A 17701-nucleotide genomic window follows, 5' to 3' on the forward strand; every position below is an offset into this window, starting at 1 on the left:
AAACGCCGCCCTTCCGAGCGGTCGGTGGTGCGGTCGACCGGCCGCTCGCGGCTCCGAATTGGTGCGTCGGCAGGAGCGAAACGGATAAGCGACAGCACAAACCGAGACGAACGCAACGAGGAACCAACGACAGTGAGCTTACTTCGGTACACACTCCGGCGGTTCGCACAGGCGATACCCGTACTGATAGGTATCGTGACGATAACCTTCTTCCTGGCCAACCAGATCCCCGGCGACCCGGTCGACATCATGCTCGGGCCGACGCCGGCCCAAGAGCAGGTCGAGGCGATCCGCGCCCAGTACGGCCTCGATCGACCGATACACGTGCGGTACTTCGCGTACCTTAGCAGCGTCGCGACGGGCGACCTCGGCTTCAGCATCTACTACGACCGCCCCGTCCTCGAGATGATCATCCTCCGGCTCCCGGTCACGCTGCTGCTCATGCTGTCGGCGTTCGCGTTCGCCATCATCACCGCCATTCCGCTCGGCGTGATCTCGGCGAAACGGCGGAACGAGCCGGCCGACCACGTCTCCCGGATCATCTCGCTGATCGGCGTCTCGACCCCGTCGTTCTGGATCGGCTTGGTGTTGATCATCGTCTTCGCCTTCTATCTCGGGTGGTTCCCCGCGCGGGGGCTCGTCCTCCCGTGGGCCGACCCGACGAACGTCCGCGGGGCGGCGACGCAGTTCCAGGTGATACGCCAGTCGATGCATCACCTCTTCCTGCCGATGATCGGGCTCGGAACCCTTCAGATGGCGCAGATCACCCGTATCGAGCGCTCGTCGATGGTCGACTCGCTCCAGGGCGAGTACGTGAAGCTCGCCCGCGCGTACGGCGTGCCCGAGTCGACGATCGTCCGCAAGCACGCGTTCCAGGTGGCGCAGCTGCCGGTTATCACCATCATCGGCCTCGGCCTCTCGACCGCGCTCGGCGGCGCCGTCCTCACGGAGACCGTCTTCGGGATCCAGGGGATGGGGAGGCTGATCATCACGGCGATCAACAACCAGGACTACCAGCTGATCATGGGGACGACGCTCGTGTTCGGGTTCGTCTACGTGGTCGGCGTGATCATCACGGACATCACGTACAGCTACCTCGACCCGCGGGTCACCTACGGTGACGAGTAATGTCTGTTAACAGCGCAACTTCGGACGACGACACGCCGGACGACGGCGAGGAGAGCAGCGGGCCCGACGAGGTCGAGGCCCGTGTCGGCCTACGGTACACCCTGAAGCAGGTCAGACAGGACACGACGGCTCGGATCGGGACCTACATCGTCGGCTTCATGACCTTCGTCGCGGTGTTCGCCGCGTTCGACTACTACGTCCTCGACTACGCGATCGCGGAGGCGGTGCTGTACAACCCCGAGACCGACCCGGAGAACGTCCGGCGGCTCCTCCCGCCGGTCGGCATGGAGAACCAGTTCGGGCAGGGCGTTATGGCACACCCGCTCGGCACCGATCACCGCGGTCGAGACCTGCTCTCCCGGACAATCTACGGGACGCGGATCGCGATGACGGTCGGGTTCCTCGCGACCGCAATCGGCCTCGGCGGCGGCACCGTCATCGGCGCCGTCTCCGGCTACTACGGCGGCTGGATCGACGACGTGCTCCAGCGCGTCACCGAGACCATCTACGCGATCCCGTTCCTCGTGCTGGTCATCGCGTTCATGACCGCGTTCGGGCGGAACCTCACGTTCGCGATGATCGGCGTCGGGATCACGGCGGTCCCCGTGTTCAACCGGCTGATCCGGTCGCGCGTCGTCTCCATCCGCGAGGAGGACTACGTCGAGGCCGCGCGGGCCGCCGGGGTGAAAGACCGGAACATCATCTTCCGGCACATCATTCCGAACAGCTTCGCGCCGGTGCTGGTCCAGGCGACGCTCCAGGTCGGCGTGAGCATCCTCATCGTCGCCGGCCTCTCGTTCCTCGGCTTCGGCGCGCAGCCGCCGACGCCGTCGTGGGGGCAGATGCTGTCCGCCTCGCGCGGGTACATGCTCCCCGCGCCGACGTTCAGCATCTTCCCCGGAATCGCCATTCTGATCACCGTCATCGGCTTCAACATCCTCGGCGACGGTCTCCAGGACGCCCTCGATCCGCGGATCAACAACTGATATGAGCGAACCACTACTCAGCGTACGCGATCTCAAGACACAGTTCTTCACCGAGGACGGCACGGTCCGCGCCGTCGACGGCATCTCCTTCGACGTCCACGAGGGGGAGATCGTCGGCCTCGTCGGCGAGTCGGGCGCCGGAAAGTCGGTGGCGACCTCCAGTATCCTCCGGCTCGTCGACAGCCCCGGCGAGATCGTCGGCGGCGAGATCGAGTTCAAAGGCGAGACGATCTTCGGGCTCGAAGAGGGCGACGACGGCGAGCTGCGCCCCCGCGACGAGATGCTCACCGAAGAGGAGATGCGAAAGCGGATCCGCGGCCGCGAGATAGCGATCATCTTCCAGGACCCGATGGAGTCTTTGAACCCCGTGTTCACCGTCGGGGGGCAGCTCCGGGAGTTCATCGAGATTAACCGCGATTTGGGGGCCGAGGAGGCGAAAGAAGAGGCGATCGACATGCTCAGGGAGGTCGGGATTCCGGCGCCGGAGTCCCGGTACGACGAGTACCCGCACCAGTTCTCCGGCGGGATGCGGCAGCGCGTGCTGATCGCGATGGCGCTCGCCTGCCAGCCCGACCTGATCATCGCCGACGAGCCGACGACCGCGCTCGACGTCACCGTCGAGGGCGAGATCCTGGAGATGGTGACCGAGCTCCAGGACAAGTACGACACCTCGTTCATCTGGGTCACCCACGACATGAGCGTCGTCGCGGAGATCTGCGACCGCGTCAACGTGATGTACCTCGGCGAGATCATCGAGCAGGCCGAGGTGGACGACCTGTTCCACGACACGAAACACCCGTACACGTCGGCGCTGCTCGACTCGATGCCCCGTCCCGACCGGACGGTCGACGAGCTCAGGCCGATCCAGGGGGTGATGCCGGAGGCGATCGATCCGCCCGCCGGCTGTCGGTTCCACTCGCGGTGTCCCGAGGCGCGGGAGGTGTGCCGCGAGGTCCACCCCGAGCCGCGGGAGCTGAGCGACGAGGGCGAGGCGCCGCACACGGCCGCGTGCGTGAAACACGACGCGTTCGGCGTGGGGTACGACGAGAGCCCGCCGATCGAGACGGAGGCCACCGGCGGGTTCTCCGCCGGCTTCACCGAGACCGGGGGTGAGGCGGAATGACGGAAGTCGGCCCGCCGGAGTCGGACCCCGAGGCGCTGTTACAGGTCCGGGACCTCAAGAAGCATTTCGACAACGAGAGCGGACTCCTCGCCGGCGTCCAGCTCGACGACGAGTTCCCGTACGTCTCCCGGTCGACCTCCGACGTCCGCGCCGTCGACGGCGTGAGCTTCGACATCAAGGAGGGGGAGACCCTCGGGCTCGTCGGCGAGTCCGGCTGCGGGAAGTCGACGCTCGCGCGCACCGTCCTCCGGCTGCTCGAACCGACCAGCGGGAGCGTCTACTTCCAGGGCGAGGACCTCGCCGAGCTGTCCGGCGAGCCGCTGCGGCGGATGCGGAAGGACATGCAGATGATCTTCCAGGACCCGCAGTCGTCGCTCGACCCCCGGATGAAGGTCGGCCCGATCGTCGAGGAGCCGATGAAGGCCCACGACATGCTCGACGAGGAGGGCCGGGAGGCCCGCGCCAAGGAGCTGTTGGAGAAGGTCGGGCTCGACCCGCAACACTACAACCGGTACCCGCACGCGTTCTCCGGCGGGCAGCGCCAGCGCGTGAACCTCGCGCGGGCCCTGTCGGTGAACCCCGACTTCATCGTCTGCGACGAGCCGGTGTCGGCGCTCGACGTGTCGATCCAGGCGCAGGTGCTCAACACGATGGAGGAGCTGCAAGAGGAGTTCGACCTCACCTACCTGTTCATCGCGCACGACCTGAGCGTCATCCGCCACATCTCCGACCGCGTGGCGGTGATGTACCTCGGGAACGTCGTCGAGCTGGCCGACAAAGAGGAGCTGTTCGAGAACCCGAAACACCCGTACACCCGGGCGCTGCTCGACGCGATTCCGGTCCCGGACCCGCGGAGCGGCGGGCGGAAGGCGCTCCTCTCGGGCGACGTGCCCTCGCCGATCGACCCGCCCTCGGGCTGCCGGTTCCGGACGCGGTGTCCGAAGGTGATCCAGCCGGACGAGTACGACATGACGGAGGACGCCTGGCGGAACGTCGTGGAGTTCCAGCGCGCGGTCGAGCGCCGGGCGTTCGAGGAGACCGACCCCGACGCGCTCCGGTCGCGGTACTTCGAAAACGCGGTGCCGAGCGGCGACGCCGGCACCCTGCTCGACGAGGCGCTCGGGCACATCGAGCGCGATGAATGGGACGACGCCGAACAGATCCTCAGCGAGCGGTTCGCGGACCAGAGCGTCTGCGCGACGACGACGCCCGCCTACGAGGTGCCGTCCGACCTCACCGACGGCCGTCACTACTCGGCGTGTCACCTGCGTCGCGACGAGGCGCTCGCGAGCGCCGTCGACGAGCCCGCGGTCGACGGCGCGGCCCGCCCCGGCGCGGAAGTGACCGAAGCGGACGACTGACCGCCCTCGTTTTCGGCCGTTCGGTTCGGCGGAGAAGCTGACAGCGGGCCGGCGAGCGCCGGCTACCGGATCCGGATCTGCGTGGCGTCCTCGTGACGCTCGTCGGCGTCGGGGACCGGGACGAACGCGGAGATCCTGTGGTCGCCGCGCTCGGCCCGGACCGACCGGTCGAGCCCGTCCTCGTCGGAGCGGCGGAACCGCCCGTTCCACGTGACCGTCGCGCGCTTCGTCTCGCCGGCCCGGAGCGACAGCGAGGACTCCTCGGCGGACACGTAGCGTCGCTCGTCGGTGGCCTCTAAGACGCCGTCGACCGCCCACCCCCACAGGCGGCGGGTCGTCGTGGGGACCTCGACCGGGACCGGCAGGCGGTTGCGGATCGCGACTGTGATCGCGACCGGCTCGTCGGGGGCGTACTCGGCGGCGTCGGTGCTGACGGTCACCTCGATCGCTCGCCGCGCCACCGATCGGGGCACGACGCGGCCGAGGGCCTCGGAGAGGTAGTTCTTCGTCTCGTCGAAGCCGGTTCGGTCCGTCCGACCGTCGTGTCGTCTGTCGACCATGTGAGTCTCTGAAAGCGGGAGATCGGGAGCGTCGGCCGCCGTTCGGCTCGTCGTAGGCGGTTCGCGGTACTAAGCGTTCGGGTCGGCGTCGGGCGATGAGTCGGCGTCGGGCGATGAGTCGGCGTCGGGCGATGAGTCAGCGTCGGGCGATGAGTCGGCGTCGGGCGATGAGTCGGCGTCGCCGGAGCCCGGCCGGCCGCCGTCGACCACCTCGACGAGTTTCATCAGGGGGTACCCGTCTTCCAGCTCCATGCGCGTGCGGACCGTGACGCCCTCGTAGGCGATCCGCATCCGGACGTCCATCAGCGAGCCGGTGAGCTCGGTGTAGCCGTTCTCGTGGTCGATGGCGTCCGCGACGCGGTCGTCGTGGACCGTCACCTCGACCGCCTCGCAGTGCGGCTGGTTCTCGATCGCCTCCGCCATCGCGGCCTCCAGGCTCCGCGCGCTCGACGGGCTGACGGGCGTCCCGGCGAACTGGTGGTACAGCGAGCCGAACTTGATCCCCGCCTCGAAACACGCCTGCTGGGCGTCGGTTGCCATGGCGGAACGCGGCCGCGGGCGGGCAAGAAGGTTCGGACGGCGAGCGGGAGGAACGGTCCGAGGTGCGGCAGGCGGCCGCGGTTATCGGTCGGCGGCGAGGGGAAGCAGCCCGCCGTCGTCGCCGGAGTCGTCGTCGCTCGTGTTGCCGTCGTCAGTCGTGTTGTCGTCGGCGCTGGTGCTGCCCCCGTCGTCGCTGGTGTTCTCGCCGTCGTCGGTCGCCCCGCCGTCATCGCTCGCGCTCCCGCCGTCGTCGGAGCCCTCGGCGTCGGTCGAGTCTCCGGTGTCGCTCCCCTCGCCTCGGTCGAGCCCCTCGTCGAAGATGTCCGTCTCGACCGTCTCCTCGTATGTCAGCGCGTCCAGCGGGACGGTGAGCTCCTCGCCGGAGGGGAGCTCGACCACCGCGTAGAACTCGATCCGGAGGTCGCTCACCTGGTGGCCGTTGTCCGACTCGTTCAGGTGGGTCACCCACCACTCGTCGAGGCGTTCGTTGCGGAGGGCGGCGGACAGCTCGACCGTCTCGGAGCCGTACGAGGGGATGACGTACTCCTCCTCGGTCGAGCCCGAGCCCATCGCGACGCCGTTCATCGTCACGTCGTAGCCGATCTCGGTGACGACGTACGGTTCGAGGTTGGGGTTGTAGGCGTCGAACTCCATCTCGATCGGGGTCTCCTCTTCGCTCACCGTTCCCCACCGCCCGCGCGTCTCGTTGACGTAGAGGACCGGGTCGTCGACGAGCGGCGCGTCGGCGTTCACCGGGCGCGTCTCGTCGGAGGTGAACGCGCCGATGAGGTCCGTCTCGACCTGTCGGGTCCGCGTGAGGTTCGCGCTCCGGCCGAGGAGATCGGAGGTGACCGTCGCGTCGATGGCGACGGTCGTCCGCTCGTCGTTCTCGACGTGGCTGGTCCACCACGGCGGGATCGCGTCGTTCTCGAGATCCGTCTCGAACGCGATAGAGGAGTTTCCGGAGGCGACGCTGACGCCCTCGCGGCCGCCGCTCGCCATCTCGACGTCGTTCATCGAGACGGTGTAGTCGATCGAGACGCCGTCGAGGCCGACCCCGATCGGGTTCGGGTTCGAGACGACCAGGTCGGTCTCGACGACCGTCGTCTCGTTCGTCACGTCGCCGAAGGAGTTGTTCACGGCGGCGACGCTCGGGACGCCGACGACGCCGAGGGCGAACGCCCCGCCGACCGCGGCGGCGACGACGAGCAGCCCGACGACGGCGATCCGGAGCTTCCCAGCGGTGAGCGCCGAGACGATGCGGTTCAGAGCCATACCCGTTCGTTTCGATCGGCAGATAAAGTCGTATCGTTCGCGAAGGGGCGTTTTGACGAGCGTATCGGTCGACGGGCGGGGTCGACGCGCGGGGACGAGGAACCGAAGGCGTTTGGTTCGGCGGGCGGAACGAGCGGACATGAACCACCTCCGCGTGGGCGGCGGACGAGTGCTCCGGCCGGACGGCCGGGTCGAGCGGGCGGACGTCGCGGTCGACCGCGACGAGGGAACGATTCGAGCCGTCGGGTCGCCGAGCGAGGTCGACGAGGCGGTCGGCGGGGCGGCCGCCGAGACGCTCGACGCGTCGGGGTCGCTCGTGATCCCCGGGCTCGTCAACGCGCACACGCACGTCGCGATGACGCTGCTCCGCGGGTACGCCGACGACAAGCCGCTCGACCCGTGGCTCCGCGAGGACATCTGGCCGGCGGAGGCCGAACTGACGCCGGACGACGTCGAGGCGGGCGCCGAGCTCGGCGCCGTAGAGATGATCCGGTCGGGGACGACCGCGTTCGCGGACATGTACTTCGCGATGGACCGCGTCGCCGACGCCGTCGACCGCGCGGGGCTGCGCGCGAGACTCGGGCACGGCGTCGTCACGGTCGGGAAGGGCGAGGCGGACGCCCGGGCGGACGTCGAGGAGAGCCTCGCGGTCGCGCGCGAGCTCGACGGCGCCGCGGACGGCCGGGTCCGCACCGCGTTCATGCCGCACTCGCTGACGACGGTCGGCGAGGAGTTCCTCCGCGAGGGCGTCGCCGAGGCGCGCGAGGCGGGGATTCCGATCCACCTCCACGCGAACGAGACGACCGACGAGGTGGAGCCGATCGTCGAGGAGCGCGGCGAGCGGCCGATCGCGTACGCCGCCGAGATCGACGCGCTCGGCCCGGACGACTTCTTCGCGCACGGCGTCCACGTCGACGACTCCGAGATCGACCGGCTCGCCGAGGCGGGGACCGCGGTCGTCCACTGCCCGGCCTCGAACATGAAGCTCGCCAGCGGGATGGCCCCGGTCCAGCGCCTGCGCGAGGCGGGCGTGACGGTCGCGTTGGGCACCGACGGCGCGGCCTCGAACAACGACCTCGACGTGTTCGACGAGATGCGCGACGCCGCGATGCTCGGGAAGCTGGCCGCGGACGACGCGAGCGCGGTCCCCGCGGCGGCCGTCGTGGAGATGGCGACCGCCGGCGGCGCCGACGCCCTGAACCTCCCCGGCGGCCGGATCGAGGCGGGCGCGGCCGCCGACCTCGCGGTCGTCGACCTCGACGCGCCGCACCTGACGCCCGTCCACGACCCCGTTTCGCACCTCGCGTACGCGGCCCGCGGGAGCGACGTGCGCCACACGGTCTGCGACGGCCAGGTCCTGATGCGCGACCGCGAGGTCCTGACGCTCGACGCCGAGGCGGTCCAAGAGCGCGCCGCGAACGCCGCGCGCGACCTCGTCGAGCGGGTCGAATCGGCGTAGCGCGCTGCGCGACCGCAACCGAACGCGAAGCGCGAAGCCGACCCACGTAGGCAGTATTTAAATATTGAATCCGGGATTCACGTCTCATTTATAAATGGGAGTGCGGTGGCGCGTGCCTCCGAGTGGTCGCCAGAGGCGGCCGCGAGGAGCACGCGCGAGGGACGCGGCGACCGAAGCGAAGCGGAGGGAGCCGCGAGGTTGGGGAGGTGTGAGGCGCTGTGCGGTGCGGTCGGGTGGGATTCAAAGGGCCAGTCGCGAGGCCGACGTACANGAGGAGCACGCGCGAGGGACGCGGCGACCGAAGCGAAGCGGAGGGAGCCGCGAGGTTGGGGAGGTGTGAGGCGCTGTGCGGTGCGGTCGGGTGGGATTCAAAGGGCCAGTCGCGAGGCCGACGTACGCTCGCTGTCGTTCGAAAGGCGCTTTGCGCCTTTCGTGATGACGAGACGCCTCCGGCGTCTCGAACCACGCGCTTCACTCGGTCGCTCACTACGTTCGTTCCCTCGTTCCAGTGCTTGCGTCGCCTACGTCGGCCTCGCGACTGGGGCTTTGGAGGCGTTCGCCGTCGTTCCGCTAGCTACCTTTTATAAACGAGCCGCCGGGGTTCCGTCGGTAGTCACCGCGCCAGCAGACGCGGCGCGAACAGTCGACAGGTAAACGACGTACCGCGCGCGAGCGACGACCGACCCGAAACCGGGGACGAATCCGGCACCGATCACCGTCGAAACAGCCGTCGAGTCCCGATCTCCCAAAACAAACTCCTCAGCGCCGTTAACCCGGATACAAACCGGATTAAACCGCGTTAACGGACTTCTCTATTTATACGTGAACAGGGAGTGGACCCGAGTGGACATGAGCAAACGCACGACAGCCATCCTCCTGATCGCGGTCGTCGCGCTCGGCGCGATGACCGGCGTTGCGGCCGCCGACGGCCACCTCGAAGTGGCCGTCGACACGGACGCGGACGGGACAGCGACGGTCGAGGTGACCGAGAACGACACCGCCGTCGAGAACGCCACGGTCGTCGTGAGCGTGGTCGACGCGGAGAACGAGTCGTACGCGGGAGCGGGCGAGTACGAGACGGACGCGAACGGCACCGTCGACCTCGAAGCGCCCGAAGAGGACGTGACGGTCGAAGTCACGGCCGCCGCGGGTAACGACACCGCCGCGACGACGGTCGACCTCGAAGCCCCTGACGGGCTCGAACTCGACGTGGCGGACACCGACGGCGAGCCCGTCGTCACGGTGACCAACGACGACACCGCGGTCGAGAACGCCTCGGTCAACGTCACGACCGTCGACGAGAACGCCTCCTACGCCGGCACGGGCGACTACGAGACCGACGAGAACGGCACCGTCGACCTCCCCGCCGCCGAGGAGGACGTGACGGTGAACGTCACGGCCGAGTACGAGAACGAGAGCGTCTCCGAGACGGTCGACATCGAGGCGCCCGACGGCCTCGAACTCGACGTGGAGAACACCGACGGCGAGCCGGTCGTCACGGTGACGAACGACGACGACCCCGCCGAGAACGCCTCGATCACCGTCGAGCTCGCCGACGACGCGGACGAGAACGCCTCGTACGCGGGCACGGGCGAGTACGAGACGGACGCCAACGGCACGGTGACGCTCCCCGCCGCCGAGGAGGACGTCACGGTCGAGATCACCGCCGAGTACGAGAACGAGAGCGTCTCGACGACCGCCGACCTCACCGTCGGCGACGAGGGCGACGAGGCCGACGAGCAGGCGTTCGGCCAGCTCGTCCAGGAGTTCATCGAGAGCCTCGAGGACCGGGACGGCGGCATCGGCAGCGCGGTCTCGGACTTCGTGACGGAGAACAACCCCGGTAACGCCCCCGACCACGCGGGCGGCCCCGGCGGCCCTGACGACGGTAACGCCAGCGACGAGAACGACAGCGCGCCGGGCAACGCGCCCGACCACGCGGGCGGCCCCGACGGCGAGAACGACAGCGACGAGCGCGGCCCGCCGGCCCACGCCGGTCCGGGCGGTGACGACGCGGAAGACGACGACGCGGAAGACGACGACGCGGAAGAAGACGACGCGGAAGAAGACGACGCTGAGGAAGACGACGCGGAAGAAGACGACGCGGAAGAAGACGACGCGGAAGAAGACGCCGACGAGGAGGATGATGAAGACGATGAAGAGGACGAGGACGACGACGACGGCGGCCCGCCGGACCACGCTGGCGGCCCCGGCGGTAACTGACGACGCGGTCCGCAGTTCGGGTCGGTAACGCGAGCGTCGCTCGCTGAGGACCGACTTTCCTTTTGCGTGCGCACTCCGTGTCGGCAGGGTTTAGTGCGCCGTGAGCGAACCGAGAGGCATGAGCGAAACCGCGTATTCGCCGGTGTCACAGCACCTCTCGGACGTCGAAGCGGCCCGAGAGGAGGGGCGCCGGAAGATGGACTGGGCGCTCCAGCACATGCCGATCCTGAACGCGCTCCGCGACGAGTTCGTCGACGAGCAGCCGCTCGCCGGCGAGACGATCGCGATGGCGATGCACGTCGAGGCGAAGACCGCGAACCTCGTCGAGCTGCTCGCCGAGGGCGGCGCCGAGGTCGCGATCACCGGCTGTAACCCCCTCTCGACGCACGACGACGTGTCGGCCGCGCTCGACGCCCACGAGTCGATCACCTCCTACGCGGTCCGCGGCGTCGACGACGACGAGTACTACGACGCGATGCACGCCTGTATCGCCCACGGGCCCACCATCACAGTCGACGACGGGATGGACATGGTGAAGCTCGTCCACGAGGAGTACCCCGACCTCATCGACTCCATCGTCGGCGGCGCCGAGGAGACGACCACCGGCGTCGACCGCCTGCGCGCGATGGACGCCGACGGCGAGCTCCACTACCCCGTCTTCGCCGTGAACGACACGCCGATGAAGCAGCTGTTCGACAACGTCCACGGCACGGGCGAGTCGTCGCTCGCGACCATCGCGATGACGACGAACCTCTCGTGGGCCGGGAAGAACGTCGTCGTCGGCGGCTACGGCCAGTGCGGGAAGGGCGTCGCCAAGAAGGCGGCCGGCCAGAACGCGAACGTCATCGTCTGCGAGGTCGACCCCCGGAAGGCCCTGGAAGCCCACATGGAGGGCTACGAAGTGCTGCCGATGGAGGAGGCCGCGAAGAAGGGCGACGTGTTCATCACGACGACCGGCAACCGCGACGTGATCACCCGCGAGCACTTCGAGGAGATGAGCGACGGCGTCCTCCTCGCGAACGCCGGCCACTTCGACGTGGAGGTGAACCTCGACGACCTCGACGACCTCGCGGTCGACCGCTACGAGGTCCGCGACGGCGTCGAGGGGTTCGAGATGCCCGACGGCCGCGTCCTGAACGTCATCGCGGAGGGCCGGCTCGTCAACCTCGCCGCGCCCATCGCCCTGGGCCACCCCGTCGAGGTGATGGACCAGAGCTTCGGCGTCCAGGCGGTCGTCGTCCGCGAGCTCGCCGCGAACGGCGACGCGTACGACGCCGGCGTCCACGACGTGCCCGACGATCTCGACCGCGAGGTCGCGGACATCAAGCTCGCAGCCGAGGGCGTCGAGTACGACGCGCTCAGCGACGAGCAGCGCGAGTACATGGGGAGCTGGGAGCACGGCACCTGATCCGGGCTCAACGCAGCCCGCCCACCGACCGCACCGCCGCCTTCGACCGGCTTTTGTGCGACGCGGTCGTACCGATCCCATGAACCTGACCGCGGTGTTACACGCCGGGTTCGGCGTATCGGTGCTGGCCGGAATCCTCGTCTCGGACGCGACGCTCCGCGTCGCCGCCTTCGCGCTCGGGGCGATCCTATTTGTCGCCGGCATCGTCGTGTCGCGGCGCGGCGACTGAGCCGCATCCGCCCCCGGCGCGCGCCCTTTTTCACTCGCAACCGCCTACGGAGGCCAGTGACAGTTACGAGCGTCCACGACCCGAGCCACCGCGAGGCCCTCTGGGAGCTGGAGGACGCCTTCGAGCGCGGCGATCTCGTCAGCCTGTTCGGCCGCTGTACGGTCTCGTACGAGGGTCGGGCCGCCTCGGACCTCGGCGCGGGCGATCGGCTGCTCGTGTTGAAGCCCGACGGGGCCGCCCTCGTCCACACCGACGAGGGGCGCCAGCCGGTCAACTGGCAGCCGCCGGGATCCGAACACCACGCCGCGGTGCGCGAGGGGCGGCTCCGCGTGCGCTCGACCCGAAGCAATCCCGACGAGACGCTGACGGTCCGCTTCTCGGACGTCCACCAGCTCTCCGCGATGGCCGTGACGGGCGGGCGCGACCTCGACCTCCACGGCAGCGAGGAGGACCTCCGGACCCGAATCTTGGAGCGACCCGACCTCGTCGAGGCCGGATTCGAGCCCCGCGAGACCGAACGCCCGTCCAGCGCCGGCCCGATGGACGTCTTCGGCGTCGACGCCGACGGGACCCCGGTCGTCGTCGAGCTGAAGCGCCGGCGTGTCGGCCCGGACGCCGTCGGGCAACTCGCCCGGTACGTGCGGGCGCTCCGCGAGGAACTGGGGATCGAGGATACCGAAGAGGACGAATATTCCGACCGCGACGCCCCCGCGGTCCGCGGCGTCCTCGTCGCGCCGTCGGTCACCGACCGCGCCGCGGAGCGGCTCGCGGACCGCGGGTTCGACCACGTCGCGCTCGACCCGACGCCGGAGGAGTGAGCCGGGCGGCGTGTCAACGCGGACCGCGATTCGAGGCGGAACGCCGCCGCTGCCCCCCGAAGAGCCGACGAAGCCGCCTCGCTATCGAAGGGTTTATCGCCGCAGCGCGGGCTACATCGGACAAGTAGCCATGTCTGACAAACCCGCCTCTATGTATCGGACGATCGACAAGCCGTCGTACACCCGCCGCGAGTACATCACGGGCATCCCCGGCTCGAAGATCGCCCAGCACAACATGGGCGACCTCTCCGCGGAGCCGGACGACTACCCCGTCCAGATCAGCCTCCGCGTCGAGGAGGAGCTCCAGGTCCGACACGGCTCGCTGGAGAGCGCGCGCCTCTCGGCGAACCGCCACCTGATCAAGGAGCTCGGCGAGGGCAACTACAAGATGACCCTCCGCAAGTTCCCCCACCAGGTCATCCGGGAGAACAAGCAGGCGACCGGCGCCGGCGCGGACCGCGTCTCCGACGGGATGCGGCAGGCGTTCGGTAAGCCGGTCGGCACCGCGGCGCGTCTCAACAAGGACGACGTCGTCTTCACGGCGTACTGCGACGTCGAGCAGGCGTCCGTCGTGAAAGAGGCGTTCCGCCGCGCGTACAACAAGCTCTCCCCGCCGTGCCGGATCACGGTCGACCGCGGCGAGAAGCTGCTCGTCTCGTAGACCACCTCGACCCCCGTCCGTGAGGCGGGCTTTTCTCCGCGCGTTCGCGTGACGTAGCCGCGGCGCCGCGAGTCTCCGGACCGGTTCCGATCCCCGAGCCGAACACCTGAAATACCTCGCTCGCGTACCGCACGGCAGTGTCACAGCAGCTGGCCGAGGTCGAGACGCTGTTCCTCCACGAGGCGCGGAGCGACTACACCGTCGTCGCGAACCGCGACGGCAAGCGCGTGCTCCGCGGGCGGCTCGAGCTCAAGGAGACCTCCGCGGGCCCGCGCCCGGGGAAGTTTCGGGTGATCCGCGACGGCGAGGACCACCCCCGCCAGCCGGACGAGTTCGTCGACCTCGCCCGCGCGGCCGGCCGGATCCGCATCTCCGAGCAGACCTCCCCCGAGAACCGGGCGCGGCTGAAGGAGATGCTCGACGGCTACCAGCTGGAGGCGACGGCGGTCCGGACCTGCCGGCGCTGCGCGAGCGACGGGCGCTACGGGCCGATCACCTCGGAGGACGCCATCGACCACAACGGCGAGCTGATCTGCCGGGACTGCGCCCGCCGGGAGCTGGAGCGCGAACTGTCGTACAAAGGCGAGTTCACGGGCGCGGCCGAGGAGCGGCTCGAAGAGCTGCTGTACGAGTCGGGCGACCTCGACCGGATCGTGAGCCTCCTCCAGGGCGGACTCGACCCCGACCTCACGAAGTACGACGAGGTGTCGGCGAACGTCGACGACGTCTCGCCCGTCCGGACCGAGGATCTGGACCTCCATCCGGACCTCTCTTCGCACCTCCAAGGCCGCTTCGAGGAGCTACTGCCGGTCCAGAGTCTCTCCGTGCGGAACGGGCTGCTCGACGGCGACGACCAGCTCGTGGTGAGCGCCACGGCGACCGGGAAGACGCTCGTCGGCGAGCTGACCGGGATCGACCGCGCGCTGAAGGGCGACGGGAAGCTGCTCTTCCTGGTCCCGCTCGTCGCGCTCGCAAACCAGAAACACGAGGACTTCGAGGACCGCTACGGCGACCTGCTCGACGTCTCCATCCGGGTCGGCTCCTCGCGGGTGAACGACGACGGCAACCGCTTCGACCCGAACGCCGACGTGATCGTCGGCACCTACGAGGGGATCGACCACGCGCTCCGGACGGGCAAGGACCTCGGCGACGTGGGGACGGTCGTCATCGACGAGGTCCACACGCTGAAGGAGGGCGAGCGCGGCCACCGGCTCGACGGGCTCATCTCGCGGCTGAAGTATTACAGCGAGGATCGGATGGAGACCCACGCGGGCTACGACGGCACCCAGTTCGTCTACCTCTCGGCGACCGTCGGGAACCCCGAGTGGCTCGCGGAGAAGCTCCGGGCGACGCTCATCGAGTACGAGGAGCGACCCGTGCCCATCGAGCGGCACGTCACCTTCGCGGACAGTCGGGAGAAGGCGCAGATCGCGGACAAGCTCGTCAAGCGGGAGTTCGACACGAAGTCCTCGAAGGGGTACCGCGGGCAGACGATCATCTTCACGAACTCGCGGCGGCGCTGCCACGAGATCAGCCGCAAGCTGCGGTACGACTCCGCGCCGTACCACGCCGGCCTCGACTACGGGCGCCGGAAGAAGGTCGAGCGCCAGTTCGGGAACCAGGACCTCTCGGCGGTCGTCACCACCGCGGCGCTGGCGGCCGGCGTCGACTTCCCCGCCTCGCAGGTGATCTTCGACTCGCTGGCGATGGGGATCGAGTGGCTCTCGGTCCAGGAGTTCTCGCAGATGCTCGGGCGCGCCGGACGCCCGGACTACCACGACCGCGGCCGCGTCTACCTCCTCGTCGAGCCCGACGGCGTCTACCACGGCTCGATGGACCGCACGGAAGACGAGGTGGCGTTCACCCTCCTGAAAGGCGAGATGGAGGACGTCGCGACCCACTACGACGAGACCGCGGCCGCCGAGGAGACGCTCGCGAACGTCGTCGTGGCCGGCAAGAAGGCGAAGCGCCTCAACGACCGCATGATCGGCGAGGTGCCGACGAAACACGCGCTCGGGAAGCTGCTGGAGTGGAACTTCATCGACGGCTTCGAGCCCACGCCGCTCGGCCGGGGCGTCACCAGGCACTTCCTCGCGCCCGACGAGGCGTTCTTCATCCTCGACTCGGTCCGAAAGGGAACCGACCCGTACGACATCGTCGCCGACCTCGAACGGCGCGACGACGAGGAGTGAGCGGCGCGAAGCGCAACGAAACCCTTTAGCGGCCGATGCGGGTACGTATAGACACGGGGCCGTGGGGTAGTGGTATCCTCGCTGCCTTGGGTGCAGTGGACCTGAGTTCGACTCTCAGCGGCCCCATTCTGCTGCTGCGAACAGTCTATGAGCAGTGGCGACTATTTATAAATAAAGAGGCGGTGGCGCGTGCCTGCGAGGCCGCTTCGCGGCCGAGCAGCACGCGCGAGGGAGTCAGTCGCCGGAGCGAAGCGGAGGCGACTGACGAGGCTGGGGAGGTGTGAGGCGCGGTGCGGTTGCGGTCGGGGTGGGACTCAAAGGGGCAGCCGAGAGGCGGTCGCAGGCGACGTAAGCACCGCAGCGAGCAACGCGAGGGAGGAGCGCAGCGAGCGTGCGACCGCCTCTCGGCTGGGGCTTTGGAGGTGTTCGCCGCCGATCTACCAGCGACTATTTATAAACAAGCCGCTGGAACTTTGGTATTCTTCACCGCACCGCCGATCACCACCTAAAAACGATCTCAGGCCAAGTCAGTCAGCGACTGCTGTTCGTACACGTCGGGGTCGGCGGGGGGCGCGTCCCGGACCTCGGGGTAGTACTCCAGCAGCTGCGTCGCCAGCTCCTCGCCGAGCCGAACGGGCACAGCGTTGCCGATTTGTTTCATCACGTCGGTCTTGGTCCCCTCGAAGACGAACTCGTCGGGGAACGTCTGGAGCCGCGCCATCTCGCGCGGCGTGAGGTAGCGGTCCTCGGTCGGGTGGATGAAGACGTTCGTGCTCACCGTCAGCGACGGTTCGTCGGGGTCGAGCCGGCGGAGGTACGTCCCGTAGCGCTTGACGATCTCCGGCTCGTGGGGGCAGGTATCGGTGTCCTCGCAGTCGCAGCGGTACTTCTTCGTCTTCAGGCGGTCGGGGAGGTCGCGGTAGTAGCCGCCCGGGGGGACGTGGCGGATGCGTTCGAGCGTCTTCTCACCGGTGTTCGCGTACGTCATGTTCGGGAGGTCGTCGCTCGCGTCGGCGAGCGCCTCGCCGGCCGTGCGCCAGCTCCCCTCGGGCGTCGTCGGCTCCGGGAAGCGGATCGGCACGTCGCGGTCGGTACCCATGAAGAAGATCCGGCGGCGCTTCTGGGGGACTCCGTACTGTTCGGCCTCGAGCACCCGGTACTCGCACTTGTAGCCGTGGGCCGCGAACTCGTCGACGATGAGGTCCTTCACGTACCGGTCGTCGCTGGTCTGGCGGTTGATCAGGTCGCGGACGTTCTCCATCAACACCAGCTGCGGTTCGAGGACGGAGACGACCCGGAGGAACTCCTCGAAGAGGGTGTTCCGGCGGTCCTTCTCCATCTCGTCCAGCTCGATCTGCTCGTTGTTGAGTCGGCTGAACCCCTGACAGGGCGGCCCGCCGATCACCACGTCGACGCCGTCCGGGTCGTAACCGGCGCCCGCGACGGCCTCGCGGATCGCCGGGGCGTCGAGCTCGCGGACGTCCTCCTCGACGAACTCGGTGTCGGGGAAGTTGCGGCGGTACGTCTCCGCGGCCGGCTCCCACTGGTCGCTCCCGAGGGCGACGTCGAAGCCGGCGCGCTCGAAGCCCAGATCCAGGCCGCCGCACCCGGAGAAGAAGCCGGCGACGACCGGCGCGTCGGCGTCGCCGCTCGCGGCGTGCGCGCCGTCCGCGCCGGTCACGGCGTCGTCACCGGTCGTCGCGTCGCCGTCAGCGCCCACCGGCACCACCTCGCTCGA

Annotated in this window: 15 protein-coding genes and 1 tRNA gene; 12 read left to right on the plus strand and 4 right to left on the minus strand. The window is 68.9% G+C overall.

Going from position 1 to position 17701, the window contains the following annotated elements:
- The first annotated feature begins 132 nt into the window (after positions 1-132).
- From C470_RS08470 to C470_RS08485, 4 genes are read left to right on the plus strand one after another with little or no spacing between them, the layout of a single operon-like run.
- Complete coding sequence (locus C470_RS08470) at positions 133-1128, plus strand: ABC transporter permease (protein WP_275039646.1); 996 nt, start codon at positions 133-135, stop codon at positions 1126-1128.
- Positions 1128-2114, plus strand: coding sequence for an ABC transporter permease (locus C470_RS08475; protein ID WP_007345731.1), 987 nt, complete (start codon positions 1128-1130; stop codon positions 2112-2114). The genes C470_RS08470 and C470_RS08475 overlap by 1 nt, the downstream gene beginning before the upstream one ends.
- 1 nt (position 2115) lies before the next feature.
- A complete protein-coding gene (locus C470_RS08480; protein ID WP_004599141.1) occupies positions 2116-3237 on the plus strand; it encodes an ABC transporter ATP-binding protein in 1122 nt (373 codons plus the stop codon).
- Positions 3234-4598, plus strand: a complete 1365-nt coding sequence (locus tag C470_RS08485) for an ABC transporter ATP-binding protein (RefSeq protein ID WP_008366617.1) — start codon at positions 3234-3236, stop codon at positions 4596-4598. The genes C470_RS08480 and C470_RS08485 overlap by 4 nt, the downstream gene beginning before the upstream one ends.
- A 62-nt stretch (positions 4599-4660) precedes the next feature.
- Here the strand turns inward: C470_RS08485 and C470_RS08490 are convergent, their stop codons facing one another.
- The 3 genes from C470_RS08490 to C470_RS08500 all read right to left on the minus strand — a co-directional run bounded on the left by C470_RS08490 (position 4661) and on the right by C470_RS08500 (position 6973).
- Positions 4661-5158, minus strand: coding sequence for a hypothetical protein (locus C470_RS08490; RefSeq protein ID WP_004599143.1), 498 nt, complete (start codon positions 5156-5158; stop codon positions 4661-4663).
- A gap of 69 nt (positions 5159-5227) precedes the next feature.
- The gene (locus C470_RS08495; RefSeq protein ID WP_008366619.1) at positions 5228-5698 is read right to left on the minus strand and encodes a dihydroneopterin aldolase family protein; all 471 of its coding nucleotides are present in this window, start codon (positions 5696-5698) and stop codon (positions 5228-5230) included.
- 81 nt (positions 5699-5779) lie between these two features.
- Entirely contained in the window at positions 5780-6973 is a 1194-nt protein-coding gene (locus C470_RS08500; RefSeq protein ID WP_008366620.1) for an LEA type 2 family protein, read from the minus strand.
- 139 nt (positions 6974-7112) lie between these two features.
- On the opposite strand from C470_RS08500, the gene C470_RS08505 reads away from it, so the two are divergent.
- The 8 genes from C470_RS08505 (at position 7113) to C470_RS08535 (ending at position 16089) form a co-directional block, all read left to right on the plus strand.
- Positions 7113-8432 carry an amidohydrolase gene (locus tag C470_RS08505; protein WP_008366622.1) on the plus strand — a complete coding sequence of 440 codons (1320 nt, stop codon included), beginning with the start codon at positions 7113-7115 and terminating at the stop codon, positions 8430-8432.
- Between the two features lie 849 nt (positions 8433-9281).
- Positions 9282-10655 (plus strand): hypothetical protein, encoded by a 1374-nt coding sequence (locus C470_RS08510; protein WP_008366624.1) that lies wholly within the window; start codon positions 9282-9284, stop codon positions 10653-10655.
- A gap of 118 nt (positions 10656-10773) precedes the next feature.
- The gene (locus tag C470_RS08515) at positions 10774-12063 is read left to right on the plus strand and encodes an adenosylhomocysteinase (RefSeq protein WP_008366625.1); all 1290 of its coding nucleotides are present in this window, start codon (positions 10774-10776) and stop codon (positions 12061-12063) included.
- A gap of 79 nt (positions 12064-12142) precedes the next feature.
- Entirely contained in the window at positions 12143-12292 is a 150-nt protein-coding gene (locus tag C470_RS16100; RefSeq protein WP_004599149.1) for a hypothetical protein, read from the plus strand.
- 56 nt (positions 12293-12348) lie between these two features.
- Positions 12349-13110: an endonuclease NucS gene (gene nucS / locus C470_RS08520; protein ID WP_004599150.1), complete on the plus strand. Its 762-nt coding sequence runs from the start codon at positions 12349-12351 to the stop codon at positions 13108-13110.
- 130 nt (positions 13111-13240) lie between these two features.
- Positions 13241-13771, plus strand: coding sequence for a 50S ribosomal protein L16 (locus C470_RS08525; RefSeq protein ID WP_004599151.1), 531 nt, complete (start codon positions 13241-13243; stop codon positions 13769-13771).
- Between the two features lie 137 nt (positions 13772-13908).
- On the plus strand, positions 13909-15963 hold the full coding sequence (locus tag C470_RS08530) for a DEAD/DEAH box helicase (protein ID WP_008366628.1): 2055 nt from the start codon (positions 13909-13911) through the stop codon (positions 15961-15963).
- Between the two features lie 55 nt (positions 15964-16018).
- Positions 16019-16089 (plus strand) — tRNA-Pro (locus tag C470_RS08535).
- A gap of 391 nt (positions 16090-16480) precedes the next feature.
- On the opposite strand, the gene C470_RS08540 is transcribed toward C470_RS08535, so the two are convergent.
- On the minus strand, positions 16481-17683 hold the full coding sequence (locus tag C470_RS08540) for a DNA cytosine methyltransferase (protein WP_008366629.1): 1203 nt from the start codon (positions 17681-17683) through the stop codon (positions 16481-16483).
- Positions 17684-17701: the final 18 nt, after the last annotated feature.

Origin of the sequence: Halorubrum distributum JCM 13561 (assembly GCF_000337395.1) — an archaeon.
GTDB classification, from domain to species: Archaea; Halobacteriota; Halobacteria; order Halobacteriales; family Haloferacaceae; genus Halorubrum; species Halorubrum distributum.

Bases quoted from the DNA above. Each gene is read 5' to 3' on its own strand.
- C470_RS08475 (WP_007345731.1), top strand. From the start codon at position 1,128: ATGTCTGTTAACAGCGCAACTTCGGACGACGACACGCCGGACGACGGC.
- C470_RS08480 (WP_004599141.1), top strand. From the start codon at position 2,116: ATGAGCGAACCACTACTCAGCGTACGCGATCTCAAGACACAGTTCTTC.
- C470_RS08485 (WP_008366617.1), top strand. From the start codon at position 3,234: ATGACGGAAGTCGGCCCGCCGGAGTCGGACCCCGAGGCGCTGTTACAG.
- C470_RS08490 (WP_004599143.1), bottom strand. From the start codon at position 5,158: ATGGTCGACAGACGACACGACGGTCGGACGGACCGAACCGGCTTCGAC.
- C470_RS08495 (WP_008366619.1), bottom strand. From the start codon at position 5,698: ATGGCAACCGACGCCCAGCAGGCGTGTTTCGAGGCGGGGATCAAGTTC.
- C470_RS08500 (WP_008366620.1), bottom strand. From the start codon at position 6,973: ATGGCTCTGAACCGCATCGTCTCGGCGCTCACCGCTGGGAAGCTCCGG.
- C470_RS08505 (WP_008366622.1), top strand. From the start codon at position 7,113: ATGAACCACCTCCGCGTGGGCGGCGGACGAGTGCTCCGGCCGGACGGC.
- C470_RS08510 (WP_008366624.1), top strand. From the start codon at position 9,282: ATGAGCAAACGCACGACAGCCATCCTCCTGATCGCGGTCGTCGCGCTC.
- C470_RS08515 (WP_008366625.1), top strand. From the start codon at position 10,774: ATGAGCGAAACCGCGTATTCGCCGGTGTCACAGCACCTCTCGGACGTC.
- C470_RS16100 (WP_004599149.1), top strand. From the start codon at position 12,143: ATGAACCTGACCGCGGTGTTACACGCCGGGTTCGGCGTATCGGTGCTG.
- C470_RS08525 (WP_004599151.1), top strand. From the start codon at position 13,241: ATGTCTGACAAACCCGCCTCTATGTATCGGACGATCGACAAGCCGTCG.